General features: G+C 66.3%; 5 protein-coding genes and 1 pseudogene. 4 read left to right on the top strand and 2 right to left on the bottom strand.

Annotation, left to right across the window (positions count from 1 at the left end):
• The first annotated feature begins 21 nt into the window (after positions 1-21).
• From Q9Q40_10825 to raiA, 4 genes are all read left to right on the top strand, one after another.
• Entirely contained in the window at positions 22-2001 is a 1980-nt protein-coding gene (locus Q9Q40_10825; protein ID MDQ7007717.1) for an LptA/OstA family protein, read from the top strand.
• Positions 1998-2783: an LPS export ABC transporter ATP-binding protein gene (gene lptB, locus Q9Q40_10820; protein ID MDQ7007716.1), complete on the top strand. Its 786-nt coding sequence runs from the start codon at positions 1998-2000 to the stop codon at positions 2781-2783. Before Q9Q40_10825 ends, lptB begins: the two co-directional genes overlap by 4 nt.
• Before the next feature lie 124 nt (positions 2784-2907).
• Positions 2908-4380, top strand: coding sequence for an RNA polymerase factor sigma-54 (gene rpoN / locus Q9Q40_10815; protein MDQ7007715.1), 1473 nt, complete (start codon positions 2908-2910; stop codon positions 4378-4380).
• Between the two features lie 70 nt (positions 4381-4450).
• Entirely contained in the window at positions 4451-4789 is a 339-nt protein-coding gene (raiA, locus tag Q9Q40_10810; GenBank protein MDQ7007714.1) for a ribosome-associated translation inhibitor RaiA, read from the top strand.
• 277 nt (positions 4790-5066) lie between these two features.
• Here the strand turns inward: raiA and Q9Q40_10805 are convergent.
• Positions 5067-5189, bottom strand: a pseudogene (locus Q9Q40_10805) (ATP-binding protein).
• Between the two features lie 1138 nt (positions 5190-6327).
• Positions 6328-14499, bottom strand: a complete 8172-nt coding sequence (locus Q9Q40_10800) for a hypothetical protein (GenBank protein ID MDQ7007713.1) — start codon at positions 14497-14499, stop codon at positions 6328-6330.
• Between the last annotated feature and the right edge of the window lie 479 nt (positions 14500-14978).

Genomic DNA, 14978 nt, shown 5'->3' with positions numbered 1-14978 from the left:
GAGCAGGGCGGCGGACCGGCGATGCCATATCCCAGGCGGCGCTTTCTTCTCGTCGCTTTCATCGTGCTCGCGGTCGCGGCGGTGGTCTTCGAGACGACCCGCCGCCGTCCCGAGCCGGTGGAGCCGGTGGGCTCACCGCCGCCATCCCATGCCAACGAGACCGCTCGCCTGGAAGGCGGCTTCCGCTGGAGCACGACCCGGGCCGGCCGCGCCCTTTTCGACCTGGCGGCCGGTCGGCTGCTGGGTTTGGAGGGGGGCGTCCATCTGCTCGATGACGTGCAGGCCCTGCGCCTCTACCTGGACGACGGTCGGGTCGTTCTCCTCTCGGCCCAGCGTGGTCGCCTCAACTTGGCCCTGAGCGAGGGGGCCGGCGTACGGATCTCCCTGCTCGACCAGGTGGAGGTGGTGGATCCCGACGGCGCGCGCCTGCGCACCGACGAGCTGGTCTACGATGCCCAGACCCGGGAACTCTTCTCTCCGGGGCCGGCCGTCATGACCCGGCCGGGAAAGCTCCGGGCCGAACTGGGCTCCTTCATCTACCGGCCCGACGGTCGGGTTCTCGAGATTCGGGGGCGCTTCCGGCTCGGGCCGATCGATGGTGGTGGATGGGTGGTGGATGCCTCCCGAGCCAGCTACCGCCTGGCGACCGGTGAGATGGTCTTCACCTCTCCCCTGCGGCTGAATGGAAGCCGGCGCACTTTGATCGCGGCTCGCGCGACCCTTGCGTTCGGGGAGGGGACGTCGGAGTCGACCTTTCGGGGCGATGGTCCCGTCCTGGCATGGAGCGGCGGACCCGGCCGGCGCTGGCAGCTCGCGGCGGCGGGAGTCGACGCGACCTTTGCCGGTGAGCCGCCGGAACCCCGTTCGTTCGTCGCCCGGGGGCCCGTGTCGCTGGTCTACTCCCAGGCCCTCGCCGGGCGCAACCGGCGGAGCCGCCTCCAGGCCTCGCGGCTTCTCTGGGAGCCGACGGGAGAACGGGCGGAGGGCCGTCACCGACTTCGGGCGGGTCCTGGGTTTGATCTTGAGTCAGGTCGGCCGGGCGGAGTCGACGAGTACCGGGTCTCCGGTCAGTGGCTCGAGGTTCTCGAGGACGGGGAGGGCGCCCCCGTGGCGCTCCGGGCCTGGAAGGAGATCCACATCGAGGAACCGGAAGGGGCGGCGGCGGAGGGCCACGAGTTGCGCTGGGAACGGCAGCAGCCGGGGCGGGTCGTGCTGCACGGCGAACCGGCCAGGGCCTGGCGGGCGGGGAATCTGATCGAAGCGCCGCGACTGGTGTTCGAAAGACAACGGGAGGTGCTGATCGGCGAAGGCGGTGCGTTGACCGAGATCGCCTCGATGCACGAGGATGACGGTTCGCTCTTCGAGGGTGACGAGCCGGTTCGCGTGCGGTGCAACCGGGTGGAGATGCCCCGAAAAGAGGCGGGACTGATCGTCTTCGAGGGTTCCGTACAGGCCTGGCAGGCGGCTGCCTCACTGCGTGCCCGGCGCCTGGTGATCGACCAGCCGGGCCGCAAGCTTCGCGCCACCGGTGGCACGCACCTGCGCCTGGAGAGCCGGCGGAAGAGTCCGGGAGGCGGCGAGGAGACCAAGACTATTCGCGTCCAGGGCGATGCCCTGAGCTACGCCGCCGGTTCCCGCGAGGCGGTCATCGAAGGTCACGCGAGCTACGAGGAGCCGGGCGGCCAGATCGTGCGGGCCGAGCGCATCACGATTTTGCGCGGCCGGCCGGGTGGGGTCGAGCGCATGGAAGCGCGAGGGCGGGTGCGCCTGGTGGCTCCCAAGGCTCACGGTGGCGGGGACCTGCTGCTGTGGGAAGGTGGAGCGCAGGGTGTGGTGATCCTCCGGGGCATCGAGGCCCTCGCCCGCCTGGCCCTCCCGCCGGGAAAGATGATCGAGGCCGAGGAGATACGCTACGATCTGGGCACCGGGGAGGTGTCCACTGCGGGACGGGCTGTTTTCCAGGGCGCCGAGGGGAACGAGAAGAAAGGGGACGAGCCATGAGGGCCTCGGCCGAAGGCCGGGCGGATTGCCTGGGGTCGCGGGATGGACAGGCGCCGCCGGTCAGCCTGGTCGCCGAAGATCTGCTCCGGGTGATTCGCAAACATCGCATCGTCGAGGGCGTCAGCCTCGAGGTGGAGCCGGGAAGCATCGTTGGACTCCTCGGGCCCAACGGGGCGGGGAAGACCACGACCTTTTCCATGATCGTGGGTCTGACGGATCCGGACCACGGGGATATTCGCCTGGGCGAGAAGTCGCTGATCGGGCTGCCGCTCCACCGTCGGGCTCTGGAGGGGATCGCCTATCTGCCCCAGGAAGCCAGTATCTTTCGACGGCTCACCGTCAGCGGGAATCTCCAGCTCGTTCTCGAAGCGCTGGCCTGTGACGAAGATCAGATCCAGGACGAGACCCGCCGCCTGCTCGAGGCCTTCGGCCTCGAGAACGTGGCGGATCGACCGGGCTACCTGCTCTCGGGAGGAGAGCGGCGCCGTTGCGAAATTGCCCGGGCGATGGCCCTCCGTCCGCGCCACCTGTTGCTGGACGAACCCTTTGCGGGTATCGACCCCATCGCGGTAGCGGAAATCCAGCGCATCGTCCGGCGTCTGGCGGGGGAGGGGATCGGTGTCCTGATCACGGACCACAACGTCCGGGAGACATTGCAAATTACGGACCGCGCCTATATCATCAACCGCGGGAAGATCTTCAGGAGTGGGTCGCCGGCGGAACTGGCCGAAGACCCTGAAGTCCGGGCGGTCTACCTCGGCCAGGACTTTCGGCTGGAGTAGGTTTCCGGGCATCCTGGGATCTGTTGTCGGGGAGGCTGCCGGCTTCCGGGCCGACTCCTCGGCCGAATCCACACAGCCGGACGAGGCGGGCTGAAAGCGAACCGTTCGGACCGACTGGAGCGCCATGCCTCAACTCGAGCAAAAACTCCAAGCCAGGCTGGTACAAAAACTCATCATCACTCCCCAATTGCAGCAGGCGATCCGTCTGCTGCAGCTTTCCAAGCTCGACCTCCAGGAGGAAATCAGCCAGGAACTGGTCGAGAACCCGGCTCTCGAAGAGGCCGGCACGACCACCGAGATGCCTGGAACTCCCAGCGAGGCGCCGGCGCAGGAGTCCTCCGACACCCGCGAGGTGACCACGGGGACCGAGGGTGACCGCAAGGACGACGACTTCGACTACGCCTCCTACTTCCGCGACCTGGAAGACAGCTACCGGCCGACGAGTGGCACCTGGGAACACCGCAGCGCCGACGAATTGCCCACCATGGAGAAGGTGCTCTCCAGCCAGGGCCAGCTCTCGGACCATCTCCTGTGGCAGTTGGAGATGAACTTCAGCGGCCGTCGCGAACGGATGATCGGCGAAGCGATCATCGGCAACCTGGACGAGAAGGGCTATCTCGAAGCGAGCATCGAGGAACTCGCCGGCATGGCCCCGGAAGGGCAGACCTGGGAGCCGGAGGTCGTCGAGGAAGTGCGCCGGCGGGTCCAGGCTTTCGACCCCGTCGGTGTGGCCAGCTACGACCTGCGAGAGTGCCTGATGGTGCAGCTCGAGGTGACCGGGCTCGCCGACACCCTGGCGGCGCGGATCGTGCGGGACCACATGGACCTGCTCGAGCGCAAGCGGCTGAGCGAGCTCGAGAAGGTACTCGAGGTCGATCCTGAAGAACTCGACGCCATCGTCGAGGTGATCCGGCAGTTGGATCCCCGGCCCGGTGAGAAGTACAACCCCCAGGCCACGACCTATATCACGCCCGATGTGTACGTGATCAAGGATGGCGACGACTATCGCGTGCTGCTCAACGAAGACGGCCTGCCGCGCCTGCGCATTTCTCCCGCCTATCGCAAGCTGCTCAGCCAGGCCAAGAGCGAAACCTCGGACGCCACGACCAACTCCTTCGTGCGGGAAAAGGTCAAGGCGGCGTTTCGCCTGATCCGCTCTCTCGAGGAACGTCAGCGTACGATCTACAAGGTGGCGGAGAGCATCGTCAAGTTCCAGCGAGGATTCCTCGACAAGGGGCTCGATCATATTCGGCCACTGGTGCTCAGGGATGTGGCCGAGGATATCGGCATGCACGAATCCACCGTCAGCCGGGTGGTGAACCACAAATACATGCACACCCCGCGCGGGTTGTTCGAGATGCGCTTTTTCTTCCACAGCGGGCTGGCTTCCCATGGCGGTGACGCGATCTCTTCACTGACCGTCAAGGAGAAGATCAAGCGCCTGGTCGCCGGTGAAGATCCCAAGCGCCCGCTCAGCGATCAGGCGATCGCCGAGGCCCTCCGGACCGAGGGGCTGAAAATTGCGCGTCGTACCGTTGCCAAGTATCGCGAAGAACTGAGGATTCCATCTTCCACCCAGAGACGCAGCGGCCGATGACCGATCGCGCTATCGGCAGCTGTGACCGTCTCGGCCATCGCCTGACTCAACTGTCCCGAGGAGGATGAGGATGACCATCAACATCACCGGTCGTCACCTGGATTTGACCCCCGCTATCCGCAACCATGCCGAAAAGAAGATCGCCAAGCTGGGGCGGCTCGTGGAGGACCTGGACCTGCAGGTCACGCTGGACGTGGTCAATCACCGGCAGAGCTGTACGATCGTGGCTCGCGGGCGAGGCGGCACCTATACGGGCGAGGTGACGGACGACGACCTGTTCGCCGCCATCAACGAGGCGGTCGATGTGCTCGCGCGGCAGCTGCGCAAGAGCAAGACCTCCCGCCTGGCGGATCGGCGTGGTGGAGCCGAGTCCATCCGTCACCTGGGAGAGGAAGCCGGCGAGGCCTGAAGCGTCCCGACCGGGGGCGGATGCTGCCAAGTGATGGATGCGCGGGCCCTTCGCGGGGAGGGCGCGCTCGCCGTTCGAGTGCGGCCGACCGGCGGTGTCACCCGGCATCCGCTCTTTTCTCGCCGGTCTTGAGTACGGCAAACGGGATCTGAGCCACCCGGCAATCGAAAACGGATCCACCGGGACGGCAGTGGCTTCGCCCGGAGTGAGGTCGGCCCGCCTTTGGGCCAGGGTCTCGGCCGACCGGGGAAGGGAGCGGCGGGGACCGCAAGCATGGTCAGCGCTGCTCGGCGGGCTTCCTGCTTTGGCGGGCGTCTTTCAGCCGGTCACTCTCGCCGTTCATTTCCAGGATGTGAGCGTGGTGGGTCAGGCGATCGAGCATGGCGGCGGCGAGCCGTTCGCGCTTCCAGCGCCGGCTTCCGAATCCGGGACCAGGCGACTCCTTGCGGGATGACCTTGCCGTCCAGGCCGGGAACCCGTTGGATCTCCGGGAGGCCGGCCTCCTTCCAACGCCGTTGCGCCCGGCGGTTGCGCCTTTCGCGGACCTCTTCGTCGAGCAGCACCTGCAGGGAGGTCAGGTGGGTGCCTCCGGTTTCGATAACTTGGCGGGCTGGTTTTCTGGTAACAGCGTGGCCTCGAGGGCAAACGCAACACCCCGGGTTGCCGCTCGACACGCGCTTCCAGCGCACCGTCCAGCCCTGGCGCACTGCCATAGAGGCACTCGCAGGACCTTAAGGGCCCTCCGGGCCCGGCCAGGCGATCTCGGCCACCGGCTTCTTCCGCTGCTCTTCTCGCCGGCCGGGGTTGCGCCAGGTCGCAAGCCCCTGGAACAGAATCTCTTGGATGCCGGCGCGGGGTGCTTCGAGAGAGCCCGAACCGCCGGGAAATCTCCCGCTTCGATACGCCTTCGGCGTACAACGGCCTGCACTCCAGGATTTGGCTCGTCTCGATCCCACCCACCTGCGGCCCGCCTATGCCTGGCGGAGGCCAGGCCATTTTGGAAGGAACTCGGGGTGCACCGCCTTTCCTGCGTTCCGGTGGGTCTGTTGTCGATTGCCGTGTGGGCCGGGCGGGGTTCGTCGCGCTCGGGCCCTTTTTGAGGCGTTTCCCGGCGTGCCGCTTGCGCCGATCCTTTCCCGGATCCGGGGCCGGGGTGACGCGGGAGGGGGCTTCGGGGAGAGCCTCGTCAGGCCTTCGACCCGCGCCCTGTCTCCGTTGGGGCCGATGAGGATCCAGCAACGCAGTGGCCGCAGACCTTCATCCGTACCCCTGCCGCCCGATCGTCCTTCTCCCATCGATCACGTCGGTCCCGAAACAGGCATTCGACAGGCCGGCCGCTCCGGCGTGTCCCGCGACGTTCGCCCCGTGGGCGCGAACCGCTGCCGGCGGCCTCGCCCGGACCGGCAAACAGGCGCTCCCGGGACCCGCGGGCCCTTGGCACGCGACCGGGGCGGTCGGGCGAGAGCGGTGCGGGGGGACGAAAAAAGCGGGGCCGGCGTGAAGCCGGCCCCGCGAGCTAGCGAACTAGCTGTACCCGCCTACTGGCAGTCGCCGATGCTCGGGTCACGATCGCCCTGCTGAGAGGGATCAGCCTGGTTGTTCCAGGAGTATTGATCGTGCCTGGCGAGATACCAGGTAGCCGAACCCGCGGCCGGATTGGCCGGGTCGGAATCGCTGGTGGTGGCGAGGTTGCCGTGGAAGCAGCTACCGCTGAAGCTGCCGGGCAGGGAGGCGACGTCACCCTTCGAGGTGTCGTAGCCCGTGCCGTCACAGCCTGCGTTGGCGTCGGCCGTCCAGCTGAAGTCGGTCTTGTTGGCGCTGAAGACCAGGCCCGTAGCGTAGCAGTCGGTGACCTGCGTGTTTCCGGTGTCCACCGTGACCTGGACGCTGTCCTGACAGCTCGGGGTCGAACTGCAGCGGACGAGGACGTCATAGGTCGTGGTGTAGACCGGGTTGACGAGGACCGTGGGATCGGTCAGCCAGTCGCGAACGACCGTGCCGCCGGTCTCGAAGCGGTACTCGATGGCACCCCCGAAGCAGGTGTCGGTGGCGGACTTGCTGGCGTCGAGGAAGACCGCGTGGCCACCGGCACCCGAGAGGGCCGTGCTGCTGGATGCATCCGACACGCCGTCGCGATCGAAGTCACAGTACTGGGCGGCGGTATCGGTACAGGCCAGAGCCGGCTTGGGCTGGCTGTTCTTGTCGTTCCGGGGGTAGGGCAGGACGGCGGCGCGAGCCGTTGCGGTGGTGCAGTTGTTGGTCGGGCAGGTCGCACCGGTCCCGTGGGTGGCGTTGTCGACGGACACCGTGGAAGGAGCGCTACGGGTGCCGGTGATCTCGAACATGTCGATGTACCAGCCATCGTCGCGGTTTCCACAAACAAAGGTGTCAGCACAGAAGTCGAAGCCAGGCAGTCCACCCGGAGAGGCGTGGAAACGAATCAGCACCTGGCGTCCCTGCCACGGAGTGAGGTCGTACTTCTTGTGAGCCCAGATACCGGGTCCTGCACCGACCTCGTAGATTCCGGCAACTTCGGAGTCGATTTCACCGGTCTCCGGGAAGCAGTTGTCCGAAAGGAAGACGAGGGTCGATCCGAGGATGGCGGAGAAGTCGCTATCCTTGCGGGTACGGCCCACGCAGGTGTCGCTGAGGTTCGGGAAGCAGGTGCTCGACGGGCCGAGGTCGACCGAGTTGTTGAAGAAGTCGTCCTCGTTGCTGCCGTCATCGGAAGGCTCATACATGCAGTTGATGAAGTTGGGGAAGCGCCAGCTCTGCTCGGTGTTGAGGTAAGCGCGCAGGGGCTCCCAGCGCTCGGAACCGCTGAGATCGCCGGTTTCGAGCGTGTCGCACTCGTTGTTCCCGTTGTCGTCGACGCAGATGTAGGTCAGACCTGCGTCGAAGGCGTCGGGGTGATCGAGGCCGACGAAGAGGCGGCCGTCGAGAATCGACATCTGCGTCCAGTAGGAGAGTTCGGGGTTGCCGAGTCCGAGCTGGATGCTGTTGGCGGTCTCGATCCACCGCATGCGGTTCATGTAAGTCGAGTGGTTATCGTCGAAAGGCTCCGGCGAGTAGTTCACGAACGACAGAGCCAGGGAGTTGGTGCCGTTGCTGGGTGCACCGGGGTTGATCGACTTGGCGCCGCCGAGGAAGACGTCGTCGGTGGCGGGGCAACCGGCGACACCCTGGCTGGTGCAGCCGGTGATGGACTCCAGGTGCCATTCGTTGGCCGAGTTGGAGTAACCCTCACCCAGTTCGCAGAAGTCGGCCGGGTCGGTGTTGTTACCGAACGGATTGGCCGGATCGTTGTACTGGCAGCGGGTACCGTCGAGTTCGGCGGGATCGTCACCGGTGTTGTGAGTCGTCCAGTTGGCGAACAGCGCCGTGTCGTTGGCGTAGCTTTCGAAGTCGTCCGTGAAAGTGCTGGGGGCGCCACCCTCGGTGACGTCGAGGTTGTGGACGACCTTGAACTGCTGCACCACCGCGGTACCGAAGACCGGAATGTCGAACTTGTCGGTATCTCCGGGGAAGCGGCGGCTGCCGGAACCGTTGGAACCGGGGGTGGCCCGTCCGAGGGCCTGCAGCGTGACGGTGAAGGTAGAGGCGAAATCGGTGCCGGTGTCGCCCGCAGGCCGGGTGACGGCGGCAGCCTTGAAGGTGAAGGCGTCGCCGATATCCCCGCTGAAGACGTCGGAACCGGTGGTGCCGCGGGCTTCGAGGCGATCGATTTCGATCAGGTCGTCGGTCAGGCACTCGACCTTGTCGCTCTCCGTACCGAGGCGCAGCTTGACGTCCTCGAGCGCGAAGTCGGCGAGGTTACGAACCTGGACGTTGATCGTGACGATCTCGCCGGGATCGGCGAAGCCGTCACCGTCACCATCGTCGGTCACTTCGATCTGGCCGATGATCACGTCGGCGATATCGAAGCTGGCGAAGGTGCTGTCGGTGATCGGATTGTCGAGGCAACCGCAGTCGTCATCGGAGAAGCGAGGCGGCTGGCCCGACTCGTGGGGAGTACGGCCCGGAGCGAGGGACGAAGTGGTCGGACAGTGCTCCGAGGCGTTGTCGACGATGCCGTCGCCGTCGTCGTCGAAACCGGCGATTCCGGGCTGGCCGTCAGGGCCGTAGCGGTTGGCGCCGTTGGCGTCGTGGACGCCGTCGTTCTGATCGACGTAACGAGCGGTGATCGACGGGGTGTCGAGGCCGTTGAAGGCGAGATAGAGCAGGCCATCACCGGCGTTGGCGGTGGCCGTGGTGGTCTTGATGGTACCGACGAAGTGGTCCGCACCCGGCTCGAGACGATCGAGACAGAGGGTCTCTCCGGTGCGCTCGGCCTCGGAGAAGACGTTGATCTCGACCTCGAGCTCGCCGTCGCCGTCACAATCGATCAGGTTGCCGTCCGGCACCGGATCGGTGACGCTGACAGAGACTTCGCCGTCACCGTCGAAGGTGTTGGCCGTCTCGCCCAGGGCGACGACAGCGCAGCGGCCTTCGAAGTTGTACGGAGAAGCGGTGGAGCAGTTGTCCTGGGCCTGGTCGATGGGGTGGACTTCCTTCCACTCGACGACCATGTTGTCGATGCCCAGTCCGTAAGAGGCGACGGCCGGATCACCGCTGGCCTCGAAGACTGCGAAACCGACTTCGGCCTGCCAGGTGTCGCCGACAGGGAAGTAGAAGTCCTCGAGGGTGTTGAACTCGAACTTGCCGGCGCCGCGTCCACCGCGGGCGATGCCGTTGACCAGTTCGGGTCCCATCGGGCGTTCACTGTGGTACTTGAAGGTGCCGTCGCTGGCGGCGTCGGTGGAGAAGGCTGCAAACACGCCCTCGTCCGTCTGGCCGTCACCGCAGGTGTCGTCCCATCCCGCGCCGGCGTTGATCGGCTTGAGCGGGACGCCGTTGGCGTCGGTGTGGGGGGTGCAGCGGTAGACCAGTCCGCCGGAGGGGTTGCAGGCGGAGTGGGAGAAGCAGGAAGCGCCGGCACGCGGGCCTCCGTCACAGGTGGTGCAGGGACAGCTGTCGCCCAGATCGTCGATCAGGCCGTTGCCGTCGTCGTCGACACCGCACTCGCCGGGACAGCCGTCCGGGCCGAGGTCGAAGTCGTTGTCGCAGTCGTCGTCGGTGGGACGGGGCAGGGCCTCGTCGTATTCCGCCGCGGTGAAGTCGTCGGCGGGATCGGCCGTGCCGTTGTCGTCGACGATGATCGTGTCGAGGTCGTTGAAGTAGCAGCCACGGCGACCGTCGCGGTTTCCACCCTTGGAGGTGAAGGCCTGGTTACCGTAGTTGCTGGAGGCCGGATCGTCGTCGGTGGGACCGAAGAGGTGGGCTCCATCGAAGATGTTGAGCTGGCCGCCGTTGATGGCGCCGGTGGCGTTGCCGAAGATGCCTCCGTGGATCTGGGTGTCACCGAGGAGGACTTCGTTACCGGCGACGTCGAGATCGAACTCCCAGGTCCAGAGCGTGTCGTCCGCCTGGTCCCACTGAGCGACCCAGGACCAGTCCGTGATCTGGGTGCGCCAGTCGAAGCCATCGGGGTGGGAGCCGAAATGCACAGGGTGGATTTCGGGCGTCCGAAGGAGTTCGAACCAGAGTTCGTTCCCCTCGGTGCCCGCTTGGGCGTCGTACTCTTCGCAGTTGGTAGCGTTTTCCTCGGTCTGGCCGCGGCAGGCGGTTCCGGTGTCGTGGGAAGAATTCCAGCTTCCGATGTGACCGGTATGCCAGATGCCACCGGGGCCGCTGCCGCCGTCGTCGTTGGCCATCCAGCCGCAACCGCCGGTGGTGCTCCAGTTCTGGTCGAGAACGAAGTTGCCGTTCTTGTCCTCGGCAGCGTCGAAGACACCGTCGAAGTTCTCGTCCTCACCCCAGTTGGAGATCAGCAGGCCGCCGGTCGCCTTGGACTGGGAGTTGACGCCGGTACGGAAACCTTCGTCGTCCACGTCGAAGGTCCAGGGGCCCGAGAAGCCGGGGTTGCCGCAAGTGTAGGAGTTACCGTTCTCCTCGCAGTCCGGCGTTCCGTTGTTGTCTTCGTCGCCGGCGGCAACCATGTTCTCGAAGTCGACGATCTCGCTCCGGCCCCGGCGAATGAAGTCGAGGGGGTCGAAGGGGTTGCGGGCGATCGAAGATTCCCACTTCTCGTCGTTGTTGAGGTCGTAACGGACGTTGGCGCAGCCCGTCGGACAGTCGGTGATGTAGAAGTGCTCATCGTCGTCGGCCTGGGCCAGGACGGTGAAGGTGGTGCAGTCCGCGACCTGCTGGCCGGTCTTTTCGCCTGCCAGGCAGACATCGAGGTCGACCATGTCACGCCCGGGAGGCGTTCCGGTCACCGCGAAGTTGAAACGCGAGAGCTGCTGGGTTTGAGCCGGCAGCAGGCCGAGCTTCTGCTGGGTGTCGTAAACCGTGACGTAGGTCACCGGCACGCAGTTGTCAGGAGTCGGGTTGGCCCGGTGCTGACAGACGTCCAGGCTGACGGTGGCGTCGATCAGGTCGACCAGATCCAGGTTGAAGAAGCTGACCGAGAGCGAGAAGGACTCGTTCTGGTCGAGGTAGTTGTCGTCGTCGCAACCGCCGATGAGCAGGAACGGATAGTCCGGTCCAATCTGGCGGACGAGGCTGACGTCCATGTCCGGCTGGCAGTCGACCCGGGCATTGGAGACGCGCTCGGTCAGGCCGCCGGAATCGTCGTTGTAGGTGACTTCGAGACGGTAGTCGTGATTGACGGTGAGAATGCCGTCGTTGTCCGTGGCCGTGCCGTGGATCGACAGGGGCAGCGGGCTCGCCGTCTGGTACTTGAAGACGTTGGCGTCGGGCTGCTCGAAGGTGAGGTTGGTCTCGGTATCCACCAGGGTGTCGGTCTCGTCGTAGACGCGAACCGTGGTCCGGCTGCTGACGACGCTCGGAGTACAGGTGGCGCTGTCGGGGCAGGACGGATCGGCGGCGTCGTCGACTTCCGTGACGATCACGTTCTCGTCGGCGTTGCAGGACACCGGGTTGGTGTCGAAGCGCACCGAGGAGCCGGCGGCCACGGGGCCGACGATGGCGATGCTGAAGGGCAGGTTGTTGGTGGTGCCGTCGACGCGGATGACCTCGACGGACCAGGTCCCGGCCTGCAGCAGGGGCAGGTAAGGATTGCCGCCGGGGGTCTTCGGGTAATCGCTGAACTCACCGGGCACATAAACCGCCTCGGTGTTGTTCTCGGGATCCTTCCAGTCGGCGTAGGAGAAGCCGGCATCAGTGACCATGTGCTCGGGGATGGAGTAGTTGTAGCCATCCGCGCTGCCGTCACTGTCGAGGTCGTTGAAAGTCGAGGGATCGCGGTCCGGGAACTCCGAGAAGGCGTTGCCCGTGTAGACCGTGTCGTCGGCGTTGCCGCAGGTGCCGTCGGCGCCGCAGTAGCGAACTTCGAGGTCGAGGTTGTTGTCGACGGTGCCGTCCGCCGTGGGCGGATCGTGCCAGACGAGAACGACGGCCAGGTCTTCGTCGGTCGCCAGGACCTCGAACTCGGCCGCGCCGGTGCCGCCGGGGGTGGTACCGATGGTGGCGGGCAGCGACAGGTGGCTCACGCCGTCGTCACCGGGGTTCTTGTCGATGTCGCCCGGCAGGTCGTGGAGGATCATGCCGGCCGGGGTGTCGGGGTCGTCGGCCAGGGGCAGGGAGTTTTGCAGCTGCACCATGCCGTAGCCCCAGACGTTGTTGAAACGGCCATCGGCGATACCGCGGGAGCCCGCAGGCAGAGGCTGGGCGCCGGCGATGAGGATGGCCTTGGTCAGGGCGGAGCTGACAGCGGCGACCTTGTCGGCCGAGTTGCTGGCGTTCTGGTCGGTACCATCAGGGTAGAAGCCCTCGGCCAGGTACTCGCCGACGATGGCGGCGGTTCCTGCCAGGGAGGGGGCGGAGAACGACGTACCGGAGCTGGACTGCTGGGTGCAGCCGGCGGCGCCGGTCTGGTTCTCGGGCACTCCGGGGCCCTCTTCAGGACCGAAGCAGGCGTAATCGGAGCCTTCGGCCATCAGCAGGGGAGCGACGCGCAGACGGGAGCCGGCAGAGGGACCTTCCGAGCTGAAGCTCCAGACGAAGGAGGCCGGACCCGCTGAGGCGCCGACGGGCACGCAGTTCTTGCACGAGGCTTCGTTGCTGATGTTACCCGGGCTGGCGGAAGTGCCTGAAGTTTCCTTGGCGCCCTCGTTACCGGCGCTGACGGTGACGAAATTGATCGGATTCTGGAAGATCGCGTCGTCGTAGTCGGAGGCGCCGGTGGTGTAGAGCGGATCGGTGTTGGGCGCCGGAGTCGACCCGAACGAGAAGTTGTGGATGTTGGCATCGTAGTCGTTCCAGGGGGTCACCACGTTCTGGAACGCGTTACCGGCGGAAATACCGCCCGACTCGGGGCAGCCGCTGGTGGCGTCGTAGAAAACCACCCGGGCACCCTTGGCCACGCCGTCGAAGGCCGTGTCCCGCAACTCGGAGAACTGGCCATTGTTGTCGGCGTCGGTATAGAAGCCCGCGCCGAAATCACGAACCCAGGTCTTGTTGGGATCGTTCGGGTCGTCCGTCGGGCTCGGGGCCGCGGAGGTGGGGACGGCGCCGCGGGTGGCGTTACCAGTGGCGACGCCGCTGGAAACCTGCCCGTGGGTACCCTGTCCGCCGTTGTCGGCCGAGGTGTCGCAGGACGAGAGGTCGCCGCCGCCACCGAAGTCGGCGGCCGTGCGGTAGCAGATCACCTTGCGGTGATCGGCAAGCACGTGGCAACCGGTGCCGCCGGTCCAGCCGGAATCCGCGCTCGTGTCGGCGAAATCGGCGGCATCGACGGAGAGGCCGGAGTCGGTGACGTGAATGCGCTGGCCGTCACCATCGAGACCGACGATCCAGTAGGTGAAGTCACCCAGATCGGCGGTGCGGCTCTGATGGTTGAGAGCGCTGTCGGAGTGCAGGAACACCGGCGCGTCGTCGGCGATGGAGCTGATGGCCTCGATCCGCGCGATCTGCGGAATCAGGGAGGCGTTGGCCTGCACCTTGACGACGCCGCGGGAGCCCATCGTCGCACTGGTGACGGTGGCGCCCAACTGGGTCAGGCGCTGGACGACGGGCTGCAGGGCCTCGCCGGGGAAGAGGTTGATCTGCAGGTCGAAGATCGGCGAAGCCGCCTTCTCCGGCGTCGTTGCCCAGGCCGTGCCCACGGTCGGAGCGATGCGGTAGGCCGGGTGGTAGGGCTCGAGGAACTGCAGCAGCGGTGACGAGGAAACCAGGCCGTAGGCCGCCTGGTCCATACGCAGGATCAGACCGTTGACCGGAACCTGTCCAACGATTTCCGCTCCCTGGGATGCCAGGGTCTCGGCGAAAGGTTGAGCCAGGGCCGAGGGCCGGAGTTGGGCCAGGAAGTACTGCTTGGCGCCAGTCGCCAGGCCACTGAGGTTACCGGTGAGATCAGCGGGAAGCGCAAGGTCCTCGCCGATGCGGAAGCTGCCCACCGCGGTGCGCAGGACATTGTTGTCGCGCATCGAAGCCAGGGGCAGGTCGCCGTAGTGGGGGCCGCTGGTATAGGGCCACCAGGCGACGGTGCGCGGGAAAAGGGTCGGCTGATTCGGACCCTCTTCGCGAGCCGTCACCTGCTTCGGCGAAGGACTGGGGGTGGTGGATGTCGCCACCACGCTGGACAGAGACAGCGCCCCGATACACAGGATGATCATCATCCATTTCAGGGCTGCCGACCGTTCGTGCATGACCTCCTCCTCCAGGAGAACAGCGGATTGTGAACTCCCACCCCCCTCCGGGGCGGGCAACAACGGCACCGGACCCGGTAGGAGCCCGGTGGGACACGGACCACCTGTCTTGGGAGCGGCGGCCACGCGGGACCCGTGGCGCTCGCGCCCGGACAGACGTCAAGGCGCCGAGAAGCTACGATGATGGCCAGTCCGCGTCAAGGGAGATTGACGGCGTTGTCGAGGTTGAAAACCCTTTGGTTTCAGGCGATTTTCGGGGGGGCGGGGAGCGAACTGTTGGATGGGCGCCACTTTAGCCGTTCTTGCGGATCCGGCCCCGCAAAGGGCCGTGACGGGGGTACCGCAGGGGCCGTCCCGGCAAGGCCCGCGCCGGGCGTGCGGGCTGCCCGTGGCGAGGGAGCGGGTTATGGTACCTGCGGCGGCTCCGGCGTCTGCGCCGGAGCGTCATCGGTTCCGCCTGCGGGGCCCCGGGAAGCCCG

It is taken from the genome of Acidobacteriota bacterium, from assembly GCA_030949985.1.
Lineage (GTDB): Bacteria > Acidobacteriota > Polarisedimenticolia > J045 > J045 > JALTMS01.
The sequence above is the reverse complement of the archived record's forward strand: the minus strand, read 5'-3'. Positions and strand labels throughout refer to the sequence as shown.

What these genes read in the sequence shown, in the direction of transcription:
- Q9Q40_10825 (MDQ7007717.1), top strand. Translation starts at nt 22, where the DNA reads ATGCCATATCCCAGGCGGCGCTTTCTTCTCGTCGCTTTCATCGTGCTC.
- lptB (MDQ7007716.1), top strand. Translation starts at nt 1,998, where the DNA reads ATGAGGGCCTCGGCCGAAGGCCGGGCGGATTGCCTGGGGTCGCGGGAT.
- rpoN (MDQ7007715.1), top strand. Translation starts at nt 2,908, where the DNA reads ATGCCTCAACTCGAGCAAAAACTCCAAGCCAGGCTGGTACAAAAACTC.
- raiA (MDQ7007714.1), top strand. Translation starts at nt 4,451, where the DNA reads ATGACCATCAACATCACCGGTCGTCACCTGGATTTGACCCCCGCTATC.
- Q9Q40_10800 (MDQ7007713.1), bottom strand. Translation starts at nt 14,499, where the DNA reads ATGCACGAACGGTCGGCAGCCCTGAAATGGATGATGATCATCCTGTGT.